Source organism: Streptomyces sp. NPDC048584, assembly GCF_043199595.1.
Taxonomy (GTDB): domain Bacteria; phylum Actinomycetota; class Actinomycetes; order Streptomycetales; family Streptomycetaceae; genus Streptomyces; species Streptomyces edwardsiae.
On the sequence record NZ_JBICWF010000001.1, the window covers coordinates 412,329 to 426,415 of the forward strand.

At 71.6% G+C, this 14,087-nt stretch carries 11 protein-coding genes and 1 pseudogene; 4 read left to right on the top strand and 8 right to left on the bottom strand.

Features of this window, described 5'->3' with window-relative positions; genetic code table 11:
- The 6 genes from ACGFR9_RS01705 to ACGFR9_RS01730 form a co-directional block, all read right to left on the bottom strand.
- Positions 1 to 1,305, bottom strand: a complete 1,305-nt coding sequence (locus ACGFR9_RS01705; protein WP_311646482.1) for a M20/M25/M40 family metallo-hydrolase — start codon at positions 1,303 to 1,305, stop codon at positions 1 to 3.
- A complete protein-coding gene (locus tag ACGFR9_RS01710; RefSeq protein WP_030211795.1) occupies positions 1,298 to 2,131 on the bottom strand; it encodes a M55 family metallopeptidase in 834 nt (277 codons plus the stop codon). Before ACGFR9_RS01710 ends, ACGFR9_RS01705 begins: the two co-directional genes overlap by 8 nt.
- 102 nt (positions 2,132 to 2,233) lie before the next feature.
- Positions 2,234 to 2,959, bottom strand: a complete 726-nt coding sequence (locus ACGFR9_RS01715; RefSeq protein WP_393201887.1) for a methyltransferase domain-containing protein — start codon at positions 2,957 to 2,959, stop codon at positions 2,234 to 2,236.
- 143 nt (positions 2,960 to 3,102) lie between these two features.
- Complete coding sequence (locus ACGFR9_RS01720) at positions 3,103 to 5,538, bottom strand: SpoIIE family protein phosphatase (protein WP_393201889.1); 2,436 nt, start codon at positions 5,536 to 5,538, stop codon at positions 3,103 to 3,105.
- Positions 5,539 to 5,683: 145 nt separating this feature from the next.
- The gene (locus ACGFR9_RS01725) at positions 5,684 to 8,107 is read right to left on the bottom strand and encodes an MFS transporter (RefSeq protein WP_393201891.1); all 2,424 of its coding nucleotides are present in this window, start codon (positions 8,105 to 8,107) and stop codon (positions 5,684 to 5,686) included.
- 155 nt (positions 8,108 to 8,262) lie between these two features.
- Positions 8,263 to 8,706 carry an SRPBCC family protein gene (locus ACGFR9_RS01730; RefSeq protein WP_393201893.1) on the bottom strand — a complete coding sequence of 148 codons (444 nt, stop codon included), beginning with the start codon at positions 8,704 to 8,706 and terminating at the stop codon, positions 8,263 to 8,265.
- A 159-nt stretch (positions 8,707 to 8,865) separates the two neighbouring features.
- Here ACGFR9_RS01730 and ACGFR9_RS01735 point away from each other — a divergent pair, with 159 nt between their 5' ends.
- From ACGFR9_RS01735 to ACGFR9_RS01750, 4 genes and pseudogenes are all read left to right on the top strand, one after another.
- Complete coding sequence (locus ACGFR9_RS01735; protein WP_393201894.1) at positions 8,866 to 9,912, top strand: Rv2578c family radical SAM protein; 1,047 nt, start codon at positions 8,866 to 8,868, stop codon at positions 9,910 to 9,912.
- A 139-nt stretch (positions 9,913 to 10,051) separates the two neighbouring features.
- Positions 10,052 to 11,632 carry an alpha/beta hydrolase gene (locus ACGFR9_RS01740; protein ID WP_393201896.1) on the top strand — a complete coding sequence of 527 codons (1,581 nt, stop codon included), beginning with the start codon at positions 10,052 to 10,054 and terminating at the stop codon, positions 11,630 to 11,632.
- Positions 11,633 to 11,680: 48 nt separating this feature from the next.
- Positions 11,681 to 11,956 (top strand): annotated as a pseudogene (locus ACGFR9_RS01745) (RidA family protein); the annotation flags it as partial.
- Between the two features lie 32 nt (positions 11,957 to 11,988).
- Positions 11,989 to 12,492 carry a GNAT family N-acetyltransferase gene (locus tag ACGFR9_RS01750; protein ID WP_393202740.1) on the top strand — a complete coding sequence of 168 codons (504 nt, stop codon included), beginning with the start codon at positions 11,989 to 11,991 and terminating at the stop codon, positions 12,490 to 12,492.
- Between the two features lie 5 nt (positions 12,493 to 12,497).
- Here ACGFR9_RS01750 and ACGFR9_RS01755 read toward each other — a convergent pair whose 3' ends face one another.
- Entirely contained in the window at positions 12,498 to 13,079 is a 582-nt protein-coding gene (locus ACGFR9_RS01755) for an adenylosuccinate lyase (RefSeq protein ID WP_393201898.1), read from the bottom strand.
- Entirely contained in the window at positions 13,079 to 13,942 is an 864-nt protein-coding gene (locus ACGFR9_RS01760; protein ID WP_393201900.1) for an alpha/beta fold hydrolase, read from the bottom strand. Before ACGFR9_RS01760 ends, ACGFR9_RS01755 begins: the two co-directional genes overlap by 1 nt.
- Positions 13,943 to 14,087 lie beyond the last annotated feature (145 nt).

The following is a 14,087-nucleotide window of genomic DNA, read 5'->3' on the forward strand; positions in this document are numbered from 1 at the left end:
TCAGGCCGTCCGCATGAACCGGTCGAGGACGCGGACACCGAACCGGAGCGCCTCCACCGGCACCCGTTCGTCGACCCCGTGGAACAGGGCCTGGTAGTCGAAGCCCTCCGGCAGCTTCAGCGGCGCGAACCCGTAGCCGGTGATGCCGAGCCGGGAGAACTGCTTGGCGTCCGTGCCGCCGGACATGCAGTACGGCACCACATGTCCCTCGGGCGCGAACTCCTCGATGGCGGCCCGCATCCGGGCGAACGTGGGCGTGTCCACCGGCGCCTGGAGCGCCACCTCGTGGTGCGCGAACTCCCAGTCGACGTCCGGCCCGGTGAGCCGGTCCATGGTCGCCCGGAACTCGTCCTCGGCCCCCGACAGATAGCGGCCGTCGACATGCGCCACGGCCTCCCCGGGAATCACGTTGACCTTGTAGCCGGCGTCGAGCATCGTCGGATTGGCGCTGTTGCGGACGGTGGCCTCGACGAGCTTGCCGGCCGTGCCGAGCTTCTCCAGCAGCGCGTCCACGTCGGACAGGTCCGTCCGGATGCCGTACACGGCGGCGAGTTCGGTGAGCGCGGCCCGCACGGTCGGGGTGAGCCGCAGCGGCCACTCGTGCTCGCCGATGCGGGTGATGGCGGCGGCGAGCCGCGTCACCGCGTTCTCCCGGTTGACCTTGGAGCCGTGTCCGGCCCGGCCGCGCGCGGTGAGCTTCATCCAGGCCGTGCCCCGCTCACCGGCCGCGACGGGGTAGATCTGCCGGCCGCCGCCGTCGTGGAAGGTGAACGCGCCGGACTCGCTGATGCCCTCGGTGCAGCCCTCGAAGAGGTGCGCGTGCCGGTCGGCGAGGAATCCGGAGCCGTCCTCGGCGCTGGCCTCCTCGTCCGCGGTGAACGCGATCACCACGTCGCGCCGGGGCCGTATGCCCTCGCGCGCCCAGGACCGCACCACGGCAAGGATCATCGCGTCCATGTTCTTCATGTCGACGGCGCCACGCCCCCAGACCACGCCGTCGCGGACCTCACCGGAGAACGGGTGAACGCTCCAGTCGGCGGCCTCGGCCGGGACGACGTCCAGATGCCCGTGGACGAGCAACGCGTCGGCGGACGGGTCACTGCCCTCCAGCCGGGCGACGACGTTGGTGCGGCCCGGGGTGCGCTCCAGGAGCACCGGCTCGAGACCGGCCTCGGCGAGCCGCGCGGCCGCGTACTCGGCGGCGGGCCGCTCCTGGCAGTCGCCCCCGCCCCTGTTGGTCGTGTCGATCCGGATCAGGTCGGACGTGAAGGTCACGACCTCGTCCAGGGCCCGCTCGTCAGCCATACTGCTCCTCCACCGCGGCCGAGGCGATCGTGGTGACCGCCTTGAAGGTGCGGATCCCGTCGTACATGGTCCCGCTGGTGTACGCCACCTTCCGCTCGCCGGTGCGGGTGACGCCCGGCACGACGGTGGCGGCCATCGCCAGATGCTCGGCGTCGAACTCCACCGCGACGGTGAAGGGCCCGCCGTCGACCGGCTCCCCGCGCACCGCGAGCGCGGCGGCGTCCTTGGCCGCGGCACGGATGTCGGCGGCCGTCCGGGCCGGGGTGCGGCACACGGCCGCGTATCGGGACACATGGTCCTTGACGGCGACCTTCAGCGCCTCGGGCGCATAGCCGAGCGCGTCCTCGCAGGCCACGTCGTCGCCGGTGACGAGAACGACCGGCACCCCGTACTCGGCGACCACATGCGCGTTGAGCAGGCCCTCGCTGGCCCTGACGTCGTTGATCCAGACGCCGGTGATGGAGTTGGCGAGGAAGGTGTGGGCGAGGACGCCCTCCATGCCGGCGCCCGCGTGGTAGCCGATGAAGGCGATGCCGTCCACGTCGCCGTGCTGGACGCCCTCGACCATGGACAGGGACTTGTGCCGCCCGGTGAGCATCTGGGCCCGCTCGTCCAGCTGCTCGAGGAGCAGGTTGCGCATCGTCCAGTGGGCTTCGTTGATCAGCACCTCGTCGGCGCCGCCGTCGAAGAAGCCCTGGACGGCGGCGTTGACGTCGGAGGTGAACATGGACCGGCACCGCTCCCACTGGGGAGTCCCCGGCAGCACGTCGGCCGGCCAGGTGACACCGGTGGCGCCCTCCATGTCGGCGCTGATGAGGATCTTCATACGGGACACGCTACGTGGTTCCGGCGAATCCCGGCCAGCCTGTGGATAACTCCCACAGGTCCAGACCAGTGAAGGTGACATGCCTCCTCACCAGGGGTTACCTCATGCGGCGCGTCCCGTCACGTACCAGGTCGACGGGAGTTCGATGCGGATGCCGTCGGGGCCGTGCTCGGTCGTGGTCAGTGGCAGGGCGCCGGTGGCCAGCACGGTCAGTCCGGCCGCGGAGAGGAACCCGGGCACCGCCGCGTCGGCGACCTCGCCGGGGGCTATGCCGTGCCGCAGCACGGGCGCGAGTTTGGGCGGCGGACCGCCGGGGCCCGTCGCGAAATCGCGCAGAACGGACCCCGCCGCCTCGGACGGCTCGACGAGGAAGGCCCGGCCGCGCTCGCCGACCACCGCGGCGATGCCGTCCACCAGCGCCTGCCGGTCGTCGGCCTCGCACTGGTGCAGCACCCCGCGCATATACACGTTGGCGTCGCCGAGTTCGGCGTGCAGCGCCTGCGAATGGGTCTTCTCCACGGCGTCCAGCCGCCGGTACACCGCCTGCCCGGCCGGGTCGGCGGCGCGGGCTCGGTCGAGCGCGGCGGCGGACAGGTCGGCGCCGATCACCCGCGGGAACCGGTCGGCGAGGAAACGGGTCTGGGTGCCGTTGCCGCAGCCGAGGTCCACCAGGGGCAGCCCGGGGTCGTTCAACCGCGGCTCGAACAGGGCGAGATGGCGGGCCGCGGTCAGCGCGGGCTCGGCGTCCCAGAACACCGCCCCCGGTTCGTCCGGCGCCTCACGCCAGAACCCCTCCCATGCCTCCCGGTACCGACTGGTCACGCTCATGCCCGACTCCCCAGGGTGCGACGCCGGCCCGCCCCGTGCGACGGGCGAGTACGGTGTATCGCGCTCCGGGCGCGCGGACAAGCGCGCGGCGCGTACTTTCACGGCTCGTTCGCTCCCGGAACGCGCCCCTGTACCACCGGAGTTCAGCGTCGGCGCGGCAGAGTCAGCTCGAACCAGACGCTCTTGCCTGCCGCCGTCCGGCTGGTGCCCCACTCCCTCGCGAGAGTGCTGACCACGCGCAGTCCGCGCCCGAACTCGTCCGTCGGCCGGGCGTTCAGCAGCGTCGGCAGTTCGTGGTCGTCGTCCTCCACCTCGCACAGCAGGGTGTCGCCGCGCACCAGCCGCAGGGCGACGGGGCGGGCGTGGGAGTGCAGTACGGCGTTCGTGACGAGTTCGCTGACCATCAGCTCGGCGCTTTCGACGAGCTTCGGCAGGCCCCACTCGTACAGCTGCTCGCGGACCACCGCGCGGGCCCGGCCGGCCTCGGACGGCTCGGGAGCGATCCGCCATTCGGCGACGTCGTCGGGCTCGATGCCGCCGAGGCGGGCCATCAGCAGCGCCACGTCGTCCTTGCGGCCGCCACGTGTGTTGAGCGCGCGGATGATGGTGTCGCAGGCGTCGTCCATGGAGGCGGCCGGATGGGCGGCGGACTCGCAGAGCGTGGCGAGCCCGACACCGATGTCCTCGCCGCGCACCTCGACCAGTCCGTCGGTGCACATCACCAGCCGGTCGCCGGGTTCCACGGGCAGCCGCACCGCCTCGAAGGGCACCCCGCCGACGCCGATGGGCGCTCCGGTGGGCAGGTCGAGGAGTTCGCTGCGGCCGTCGGCGGCGCGCACCAGTACCGGCGGGATGTGTCCGGCGTTGGCGAGGCACAGTTCGCTCGCGATGGGGTCGTAGACGCCGTACAGACAGGTCGCGAGATGGGTGTCGCCCAGCCGCTGCGCCAAGTCGTCCAGGTTGCGCAGCAGTTGCGCGGGCGGCAGGTCGAGCGCGGCCATGGTCTGTACGGCGGTGCGCAGCTGCCCCATCATGGCCGCCGAGTTGAGTCCGTGTCCCATGACGTCGCCTACGACGAACGCGGTGCGGGCTCCGGGCAGTTTGACCGCGTCGAACCAGTCGCCGCCGATGCGCCCGAGGAGGGTGCCCGGCAGATAGCGGGTGGCGATGTCGCAGCCCGCCATGCGCGGCGGGATGTGCGGCAGCATGCTGTCCTGGAGTGTCTCGGCGACGTTCTCCTGGTACGTGTACATCCGCGCGTTGTCGAGGACGAGGCCCGCGCGGGCGGCGAGTTCGGCGCCGGTGGCCCGGTCCATGTCGTTGAAGACCTGCCGCTCCGGATGGCGCAGCAGGATCATGAAGCCGAGGACGACCTGGCGTGCCTTCAGCGGGACGACCAGCATGGAGCGGCCGGTGATCAGCGGCCGGATGTCCCGCTTCTCGAACTGCGAGGCGACGGCGTGGCCCATCTCCTCGCTGATGCGCGGGACGAGAACGGGTTCGCCGGTGGTCATGCACTGGAAGAAGGGGGTGTGCGCCGGAAAGGGCATGGCCTCGCCGACGGGGACGACGTCGTCCCAGCGGCCGGGTTCGTCGGTGTGTTCCAGGGCGACCCGGTGCCACATGGTGGTGGTGTCCGGCACGCCCTCGTCGAATCCCTCGCCGGCTACGACCTGTTCGCGCAGATAGGTGCCGGCGACGTCGGTGAAGCGGGGCACGACGGCCTTGCTGACCTCGACGATGGTGCGGGACAGGTCGAGGGAGGTGCCGATGCGGGAGCTGACCTCGTTGAGGAACTCCAGGCGTTCGCGGACGGCCGCGTACTCCAGGTCCTCGATCTCGTCGAGCGGTTCCCCGGGGACCGGTTCGCCGGCCGCCCGCGCACGGGCGGCCCGTTCGCGCCGCTCGCGGCGTTCGGCGCGCCGGGGCACACCCCAGTCGGGGGTCACCGGCACCCGGTCGTTCTGGCTGAACTCCATTATGGGATAGCCCAGTTCCAGAACCTGTGCGGCGATGCGGGCGCCGTCACCGACGCTCATGCTGGGGAGGATCTCGGGGAGCCGCCGGGCGAGGTCCTCGGAGCCGGGGAGGTCGGTGTGCCGGGCGAAACCGGGCGCGATGCGTTCGAACGCCCCGGCCCCGTCCGTGTGCGGCCCGTCCGCGTCGGCTGCCAGCACCAGCAGCCGCTCGCTTCCCGGGCCGACCAACGGGTAGGCCCACCACAGCACGTCGACCCGTCCGGTCCCGTCCGCGGCCAGCCGGGCCCGGCCCGCCGCGGGGTAGGAGAGGCCTTGGCCGAGTGAGGCGCCGAGGCCGGGTCCCGGACCGTCGTAGGCCCCGTACGGCTCCTCGTCCCCGGTTTCCCCCGGCTCCTCGGGCAGGGCCCCGGTCACGGGCAGCAGGTCGACCGCCGGGCGGCCGAGCGCCTCCTCCTTGGGGAGCGCGAACAGACGGCGCGCGCCCCTGCTCCAGTGGGAGACGAGTCCGTCGCGGTCGACCACGACCACGGCCAGCGGGATACGGCCGGCGCTCGCCGCGCGGTCGTCCGGAGGTGTGTCCCGCTCGGTGCCACGGTCCATGGCCCAGGCCCTCTCTCCCCCGGCTGCGCAAGATCTGTCCCGCCGTCACCAACCGTACGGGCACGGTCGGCCACGATGTGTGCCAACGCGGGAATTGCCCGCCCGTGCTCGCACCGGCGCGTGTTCCCGCGCGTGAGCGACCGTTTCAGTCCTCGTGCCCCAGCTGGAGGTCGCGTTCGGTACGGCCGCCGCCGGCCACTTGGAGCACGGTCGCGACCGGCGGATAACCGGCGGCGATGACGGTGTACTCGCCGGAGGACAGGTCGACGAACCGGAAGGTGCCGTCGGGTCCGGTGGTGAGGGTGTCGACGACGTTGCCCGCCGCGTCCAGCAGGGTCACCCGCGCCTCCTCGACGGGCCGTCCGCCGCCCGCCCGCACCGTGCCGCGCAGCACGGCGCCGCCGGCCAGCTCGACGTCCTGACGCGTCTCACGCGCGGCCTGGACGGTGACGGGGAGGGCGGCGGGGCGGAACGCGGGCGCGCTCGCGGCGAGCGTGTACTCCCCCGCCACCAGCTCGGTGATGACATAGCCGCCCTCGCGGCCGCTGCGGGTGCTCGCGACGACCTCCCCGTGGACGTTGGTGAGGGTGACGGCCGCGTCCCGCACCGGTGTGCCGTCGGCGGTGACGACCGTACCGGCGAGGCGGCCCGCGCCGCCGAGGACGACGTCGAGTTCGACGGGCCGCTCGCCCACGGTCACGGAGACCGCCTGCGGCTGGTGGCCGCCCGCGGCGGCGATCAGGACGTACGCTCCCGGCCCCGGCGTCGCCAGCGCGTACCGGCCGTCCGCGCCGCTGGCGCCCCGTCCGGTCTGCTGTCCGGTGACGTCGATGAGGGTGAGCGCGGCACGCGGTACGGCGGTGCCGTCGGGGTGCTGCACGGTGCCGCAGACGGGGATGCCACCGGTGTGCGGCGAGCGAAGCGAGGTGGGGGTCCCCCCGCCCGCAGGGTGGCGAAGGGCGTGCGGCACGTGTGCCGTGAGGTCGGCCGGGTCGGCGGTGGGGGCGTGGTGGGACACCAGCGGTTTCTCCTTGAGGAAGAAGGCGATGAGCAGGCCGAGGACGAGCACCGGCACGAGGTGGAGGAAGATGCGCGGCATGGCGTCGGCGTAGGCCTGGACGTAGGCGTCGCGCAGCTCGGGCGGCAGCGCGCGCACGAGCTCGGGGGTGATCGACTCGGCGTCGGGGGCGCTTGCGTGCGCGGGGAGGCGCTCCTCGAGCGCGTCGGTGAGCCGGCCGGCGAAGAGGGTGCCGAAGACGGCGGCGCCGACGCTGCCGCCGATCTGCCGGAAGTAGTTGTTGGCGCTGGTGGCGGTGCCGAGGTCGGCGGGGCGCACGGAGTTCTGCACGGCGAGGATCAGTACCGGCATCACCATGCCGATACCGGCGCCGAGGACGGCCATCCAGACGCTGTAGTGCAGCCGGGGCGTGCCGGTCTCCAGGCGGGACAGCAGCCACATGCCGACGACGGCGAGGGCGGTACCGGTGACGGGGTGCCACCGGTAGCGGCCGGTGCGGCTGATGAGCTGCCCCGAGACGACCGAGGCGCCGACGATGCCGCCCATCATGGGCAGCATCAGCAGTCCCGACTCGGTGGCGGAGGCCCCGTCGACCATCTGCAGATACGTCGGGAGGTAGCTGGCGGCGCCGAACAGGGCGACGCCGATCACCAGCCCCACCAGGGCGCTGACGTTGAAGACGGAGTCCCGGAACAGCCGCAGCGGGATGAGGGGTTCGGCGGCGAACCGCTCGACGACGAGAAAGAGCACGGCGCTCACGGCGGCGCCCGCGCCGAGTCCGAGCACCGTGCGGGAGCCCCAGGCGTACTCGGTGCCGCCCCAGCTGGTCAGCAGCACCAGGCAGGTGGAGGAGGCTGCCAGCAGCAGGGTGCCGAGGACGTCGAAGCGGGCCCGCGTGGCCGGCTTGGGGAGCTTGAGGACGACGGCGACGACGGCCATGGTGACGAGGCCGAACGGCACGTTGACGTAGAAGCACCAGCGCCAGGAGAGATGGTCCGTGAAGTAGCCGCCGAGCAACGGTCCGGCGACGGAGGCGAGGCCGAAGGCTGCGCCGATCAGGCCCATGAAGCGGCCGCGCTGCCGCGCGGGCACGATATCGGCCATGATCGCCTGGACGCCGATCATCAGACCGCCCGCGCCGACGCCCTGCACCGCGCGGTAGGCGATCAGCTGGTCCATGGTGGACGCGCGGCCGGCCAGCGCGGAGCCGACGACGAAGACGAGGATCGCGAACTGGAAGACGCCCTTGCGGCCGAGCAGATCGCCGAGCTTGCCGTAGACGGGCAGTCCGACGGTGGCGGTGAGCAGATAGGCGGTGATCGCCCAGGACATCCGGTCCAGGCCGTGCAGCTCGCCGACGATCCTCGGGAGCGCGGTGGCGACGATCATCTGCTCCAGGGCGGCGAGGAGCAGCGCCAGCATCAGGGCGAGGAAGACGAACCGGACCCGGCGCGGGCTCAGGCCCTGTTCGACCACCGGGGCCGGGGGCGGCGGGCCCCCGGCCGGTGGTGCCGTGACCGGCTCGTCCTGCGTCAGAGTGATCCCGCCCACGTGCCGCTCCCCTCGTCGCGCCGCCGGACGATTCCCGCGTAAAAGCGACAACTACGAGCAAGCGCGGAGAGTTACGGGACAGAGAAGGACCGTATCGAGATCACTCGAACCGGTGAGGAGTCAACTCCCCACTGTCTACGAGGTGTTGCGGCCGCTCACTTCTCGACCTGGGCGGCCAGCCTGGCCAGCAGGGCGTCGTGGATGCGGGCGAGGCCCTTGGGTGCGAAGGTCTTCTCGAAGAAGCCTCCGATGCCTCCGGCGCCGTTCCAGACGGTGGTCACGACGACCCGGGAGCGGCCCTCGCCGGCCGGGGTGACCCGCCAGGTGGTGACCATGGAGGAGTTGCGGTCCTTCTCGACCAGCTCGCCGTCGGTCGGCTCGGTGACCTCGACGAGGCAGTCACGGACGCGCTTGCTGGTGGCCTGGAGCTTCCAGTGCACGAGGGTGCCCTCGCCGTCGCCGCCCTCGCGGACCTCGTACTCGCTGTACTGCTCGGGCATCAGTTCGGCGCGGGTGCCGCTGTAGTCGGCGAGCGTGTCGAACACCGTCTCCGCGTCCGCCGCGACGATCCGCTCCGTAGTGGCCTCGACCTGCGCCATCGCAATCCTCCAGGGCATGGGTTATCGGGGTCGGGGCAAGCCAACCACCCCCGGGCCCGGCCGCCCAAATCGGGGTTCCGTATGTGACCGAAGATGTCGCCCGCACGATCAAGGGAACACTTGTTCTATTGTGTGCCGCAGCGATACCGAGGAGGCGTCATGCGCTGGGAGAACCTCTCACCGGAGTCCGAACACAGCAGGGCCGACACCGCGCTGTTCGGCGCGGACGCGGTCACGACCCGCACCTTCGACACACCCGAATTCGCCGGCATCACGTTCCACGAGATCCGGGCCCGCTCGATCGTCAACCGGGTGCCGGGGGCGTCCCGTATGCCGTTCGAGTGGACGGTGAACCCGTACCGCGGCTGCTCGCACGCGTGCGTCTACTGTTTCGCGCGCAAGACGCACAGCTATCTGGACCTGGACACGGGGCTGGGTTTCGACAGCCAGATCGTGGTGAAGGTGAACGCGCCCGAGCTGCTGCGCCACCGGCTGGCGTCGCGCGGCTGGCAGGGCGAGCACATAGCGATGGGCACCAACGTCGACTGCTACCAGCGCGCGGAGGGCCGCTACCGGCTGATGCCGGGCATCCTCGCCGCCCTGCGCGACCACGCCAACCCGTTCTCGATCCTCACCAAGGGCACGCTGATCCTGCGGGACCTCCCGCTGCTGCGACAGGCAGCCGAGGTGACCGACGTGGGCGTCTCGGTCTCGGTCGGCTTCGTCGACGAGCGGCTGTGGCGCACGGTCGAGCCGGGCACCCCGGCGCCGGAACGGCGCCTGGACGTGGTGAGGACGTTCACCGAGCACGGCCTCGGCTGCGGGGTCCTGATGGCACCGGTGATCCCGTTCCTCGGCGACCGCCCGGAGCAACTGCGGGCGACCGTGCGGGCCGTCGCGGCGTCGGGCGCCACCTCCGTCACCCCGCTGGTGCTGCATCTCCGGCCGGGCGCCCGCGAGTGGTTCATGTCCTGGCTCGGCCGGCACCACCCGTATCTGGTGGCCCGCTACGAGCGGCTGTACGCGGACGGCGCCTACGCCCCGAAGTGGTACCAGCGCCGCATCACCCGCCAGGTGCACGAGCTGGCCCAGGAGTACGGCATCGGCCCCACGCGCACGGAGACGCCCCACCGCCTCCGCGCGGCCGAAGCCGCCGGTCCCCCGACGGTGGAGCCGACGGAGCCGACCCAACTCACGCTTCTTTAGGCGCGTTCGAGCGCATCCGGCGACCCGATCGGGTCAAGAATCCACAGAAGACGTTCACAAAGGGCTCCATATCGGGACGATGCCGCGTGAACCGTGAGTCCCGCGGTCCGCAGCACCCGCGTCCTGGGAGGACCCCGTCATGAGAAAACGCGCAGCCGTGCTGTGCGGAGCCGCCGTCGTCCTGGCCGGAAGCCTCACGGCCGCTCCCGCCGAGGCCGGCACCCCGCGCGCGCCGGAGACCTTCCACGCCGCGAAGCCCGCGTGGAAGAAGTGCGGCACCGACGACTTCCCGACGCTGCAGTGCGCGTCCGTCCGGGTACCGCTCGACCACACCGACCCCGCCGGGAGGAAGATCACCCTCGCCCTGTCCCGTGTCCCGCACACCGCGAAGAAGTACCAGGGCCCCCTGCTGGTGAACCCCGGCGGCCCCGGCGGCAGCGGTCTGGCGCTCGCCGGGTTCGTCGCGTCGGCGCTGCCCAAGCAGGTGGCCGCCGAGTACGACGTCGTCGGCTTCGACCCGCGCGGGGTGGGCGCGAGCGAGCCGGCGCTGGACTGCGCGCCCGGCCACTTCGACCCGGTGCGGCCCGACCCGGTGCCGACCTCGCCCGAGGTCGAGCGGGCCAACCTCGGGCGTGTGCAGTCGTTCGCCGCGGCCTGCGGCCGCAAGTACGCGAACCTGCTGCCGTACATCGACACCAACAGCACCGTGCGCGACATCGACGTGATCCGGCGGGCGCTGGGCGCGAAGAAGATCAACTACTTCGGCTACTCGTACGGCACCTATCTCGGCGCCGTGTACGCCAAGCTGTTCCCGGAGCGGGTACGGCGGCTGGTGCTGGACTCGGTGGTCGACCCCACCGGGGTCTGGTACGACGCCAACCTCGAGCAGGACTACGCCTTCAACGACCGCCACCGCGCCTTCATGGCCTGGGTCGCCGAGCACGACGCGGCGTACGGGCTGGGCACCGACCCGGAGAAGGTCGAGGCGGCCTGGTACGCGATGCGCGCGGCCCTGAAGAAGGACCCGGCCGGCGGGAAGGTGGGCGCCGCCGAACTGGAGGACACCTTCATCCCCGGCGGCTACTACAACGGCTACTGGCCCTACCTCGCGGAGGCGTTCTCGGCGTACGCGAAGAACGAGGACACCGGCCCGCTGGTCCGGGCGTACGAGAACTTCGCCGCGAGCGACGCCGCCGCCGACAACGGCTTCAGCGTCTACTCGGCCGTGGAGTGCCGGGACGCCGTCTGGCCGCGTGACTGGAGTCAGTGGCGCAAGGACAACTGGGAGGTGTACGAGCGGGCGCCCTTCATGGCCTGGAACAACGCCTGGTACAACGCGGCGTGCGCGTTCTGGCCGGTGGAGCCGCTGCGTCCGGAGCGCGTCCGCAACGGCAAGCTGCCGCCGGCGCTGCTGTTCCAGGCGACGGACGACGCGGCGACCCCCTACCAGGGCGGTGTCACCGTCCACCGGCTGCTGGCGAACTCCAGCCTGGTCGTCGAGTCCGGCGGCGGCAACCACGGCATCACGCTGAGCGGGAACGCCTGCCTCGACCGGCATCTGGCGGCCTATCTGACGGACGGGACCGTGCCGCGCGGAGGCAGTGGCGTGGCCGACGCGGTGTGCGCGGCGCTGCCCGACCCGGAGCCGCTGACATCGAAGGCGGCACCGTCGTCGGCCCGCGGCTCGACCCTGCACGGCCTGCTCGGCTTCCGCGGCTGACGCACCGTCGGGGGCGGGACTGTCGTACCCATGGGTCATGATGGCTCCATGAACGACCTGTCCAGGATTCCCGTCCCCGACGGCGTGGCCCCCGCGGCCCGGTACACCCATGTGGTGACGGGCACGGGCCGGCTCGTCGCCGTCGCCGGCCGGCTGCCCCTGGACGAGGACGGCGCGCCGGTCGGCGAGGGCGACGCCGCCGCGACCTTCGACGACGCGGTGCAACCGGCCTTCCTCGTCCCGGACATGGCGCACATGCCGGCCGTTGGCGGGGCCCGCGCCGCGCGTGTACCGGACGGCCTGCTGATCGAGGCCCTGGCGGTGGTGCCCGCGTGAGCGGGTACGTGCTGCGCCCGATGACGCCGGCCGACTGCGACGGCGTGGCCGGGATACGGATAGGGGGCTGGCGGCACGCCTACCGGGGGCTGATGCCGCAGCCGTATCTCGACCGCCTGGACGTGGGCGCGGACTCCGAGCGGCACCGCGCCCGGCTGCTGCGGGGCGACGGCGGCGTGGTGAACCTGGTCGCCGAGACGGACGGCGGCGCGCTCGCCGGCTGGGCCGCGTTCGGCCCGTACCGGGACGGCGGGACGCGCACCGCCGACGCCGAGCTGTACGCCCTGTACCTCCCGCCCGAGCGCATCGGCCAGGGCGTGGGACGGGCCCTCCTCACCGAGGCGGTCCGCCGCGGCGCCGCCGCCGGACACGCCCGCATGTACCTGTGGGTCCTCAAGCACAACACCCGCGCCCGCCGCTTCTACGAGCGCGCGGGCTTCGGCGCGGACGGCGCGGAGGAACCCTTCGAGGTGGACGGCGTCGAGGTCCCCGAGGTGCGGTACGCGCGCAGGCTCACCGGCTGACGTCCCTACCTCGGCCGGGGAATCCGGGCCAGGGCGCGCACCGCCGCCTCGGCCAGTGCCGGATGGGCGAGGGCGTCGTTGAGCACGGGCTCGGCGCGCCGGTCACCGAGCTCGCCCAGCCCCTCCACACAGGCCAGCGCCACCCGGCGGTACGGATCGTGGGGTCGCAGCCGCCGCCGCAGGGTGGTGATCAGGGCGGGAACCGCCTCGGGCGCACGCAGCTCGGTGAGCAGCCGCACCGGATGCAGGGCGTAGGCGACCCGCAGTTCATTGGTGGCGAGCGCGGCGGCCGCACGGGCGGTGCGCGGGTCCCCCAGCCGGGCCAGAGCATGCGCGGCGGCGGCACAGCGCGGCGGATCCCGGTGATTGAGCAGCAGCACGAGCGCCTCGAACGCCCGCGGGTCCCCCGCCACCCCCAGCCGGAACGCCACCAACTCCCGCGCCCACAACGGCTGCCCACCCTCGGTGAGCACACCGGCCAGGGCATCGAGGTCGCCCGTATCCAGAAGACGGTCGTACGCCGCCGATCCGCCCGACTCCTGTCTCAGCCGCTCCAGGGTGGACCGGTCCGTATCGCCGCGCGTCATCAGCCGCGGCCGAGGGACTCGAGTTCGCGTGAGAGCACGGTTTGCCCGATCAAGCCGAAATGATCGAGCTCGGTGATATTGAAATGGACCTGATCCGTTGTACAGCCGTGCCGCCTTGCGGCCGCCCGCATCTCGGGCAAGTGTTCCTCATAGTCGGCCGACAGTACAATGTTGACCTTGCCCGCCATTTTCGCAACAGCGGAAACACGGGCACCAAACTGGTCGTACCCGGCAGCATCCCAGTAACTCATCATATCGTCGGCGAGTTGATGAACTTGACCGAAATCTTTCGATGCGATTCTGCTCGCATAGCTGCACAACGTTCGAAAACCATCGAGATCCGGTGCGAGATCGACCAGTTTCTTGAGCGCGGGGAGCGGATCCCGGTGATCGGCGGCGGCGAACAACCGGGAGATGGTCATCGTCGACCGGTTCACATTGGGATCCAGCAGCAGTGCACCGGCGAGGTCGGGCTGCCTGTGAGCGAGGGCCCCCGTCCAGTGCTCCGCCAACTGGAGCACCAGGTCGGCACCCAGAGAGAACCCCACCAGGAGGATCCGCTTGTCGGGATTCTGACGACCGATCCGCTCCACGAGCTCGGCGACCATCTCCACGTGCCGGTTCACGGGCACCGGCGGCAGATGGCCTCCGGCCCTGGGCGCGTAGCCGGCGAGATTCACGGCGACGGCATGGGTGTCGTGCAGCTCCAGATACTCCTGGTAATCCGTGGCGTCCAGCCCCAACCCATGAAAGAACACAATCAGCGTACGGGAATCGGCCACGCGTTCCAAATAGGTCAACTGCCTGAAATGCCGGTTGGTCAAACGGTCGGAGGACAGAAGGGTTTTCACAGGATCGGCCACTCTCTGACAAGACGGAAGCGATGCACATCTCTGATACGTCAGAATAGTCCAGTACCCGGTCCCGAGGTGAGGGAATCCGCTTCTCCCCCCGCTTCCGCCGGACGTGCTTCAGAGCCGTCCAACGCGGGTAGTAAGGCTCTCACCC

What these genes read in the sequence shown, in the direction of transcription:
- ACGFR9_RS01750 (WP_393202740.1), top strand. Translation starts at nt 11,989, where the DNA reads ATGACGCCGGCCGACTGCGACGGCGTGGCCGGGATACGGATAGGGGGC.
- ACGFR9_RS01755 (WP_393201898.1), bottom strand. Translation starts at nt 13,079, where the DNA reads ATGACGCGCGGCGATACGGACCGGTCCACCCTGGAGCGGCTGAGACAG.
- ACGFR9_RS01715 (WP_393201887.1), bottom strand. Translation starts at nt 2,959, where the DNA reads ATGAGCGTGACCAGTCGGTACCGGGAGGCATGGGAGGGGTTCTGGCGT.
- ACGFR9_RS01710 (WP_030211795.1), bottom strand. Translation starts at nt 2,131, where the DNA reads ATGAAGATCCTCATCAGCGCCGACATGGAGGGCGCCACCGGTGTCACC.
- ACGFR9_RS01735 (WP_393201894.1), top strand. Translation starts at nt 8,866, where the DNA reads ATGCGCTGGGAGAACCTCTCACCGGAGTCCGAACACAGCAGGGCCGAC.
- ACGFR9_RS01730 (WP_393201893.1), bottom strand. Translation starts at nt 8,706, where the DNA reads ATGGCGCAGGTCGAGGCCACTACGGAGCGGATCGTCGCGGCGGACGCG.
- ACGFR9_RS01705 (WP_311646482.1), bottom strand. Translation starts at nt 1,305, where the DNA reads ATGGCTGACGAGCGGGCCCTGGACGAGGTCGTGACCTTCACGTCCGAC.
- ACGFR9_RS01720 (WP_393201889.1), bottom strand. Translation starts at nt 5,538, where the DNA reads ATGGACCGTGGCACCGAGCGGGACACACCTCCGGACGACCGCGCGGCG.
- ACGFR9_RS01740 (WP_393201896.1), top strand. Translation starts at nt 10,052, where the DNA reads ATGAGAAAACGCGCAGCCGTGCTGTGCGGAGCCGCCGTCGTCCTGGCC.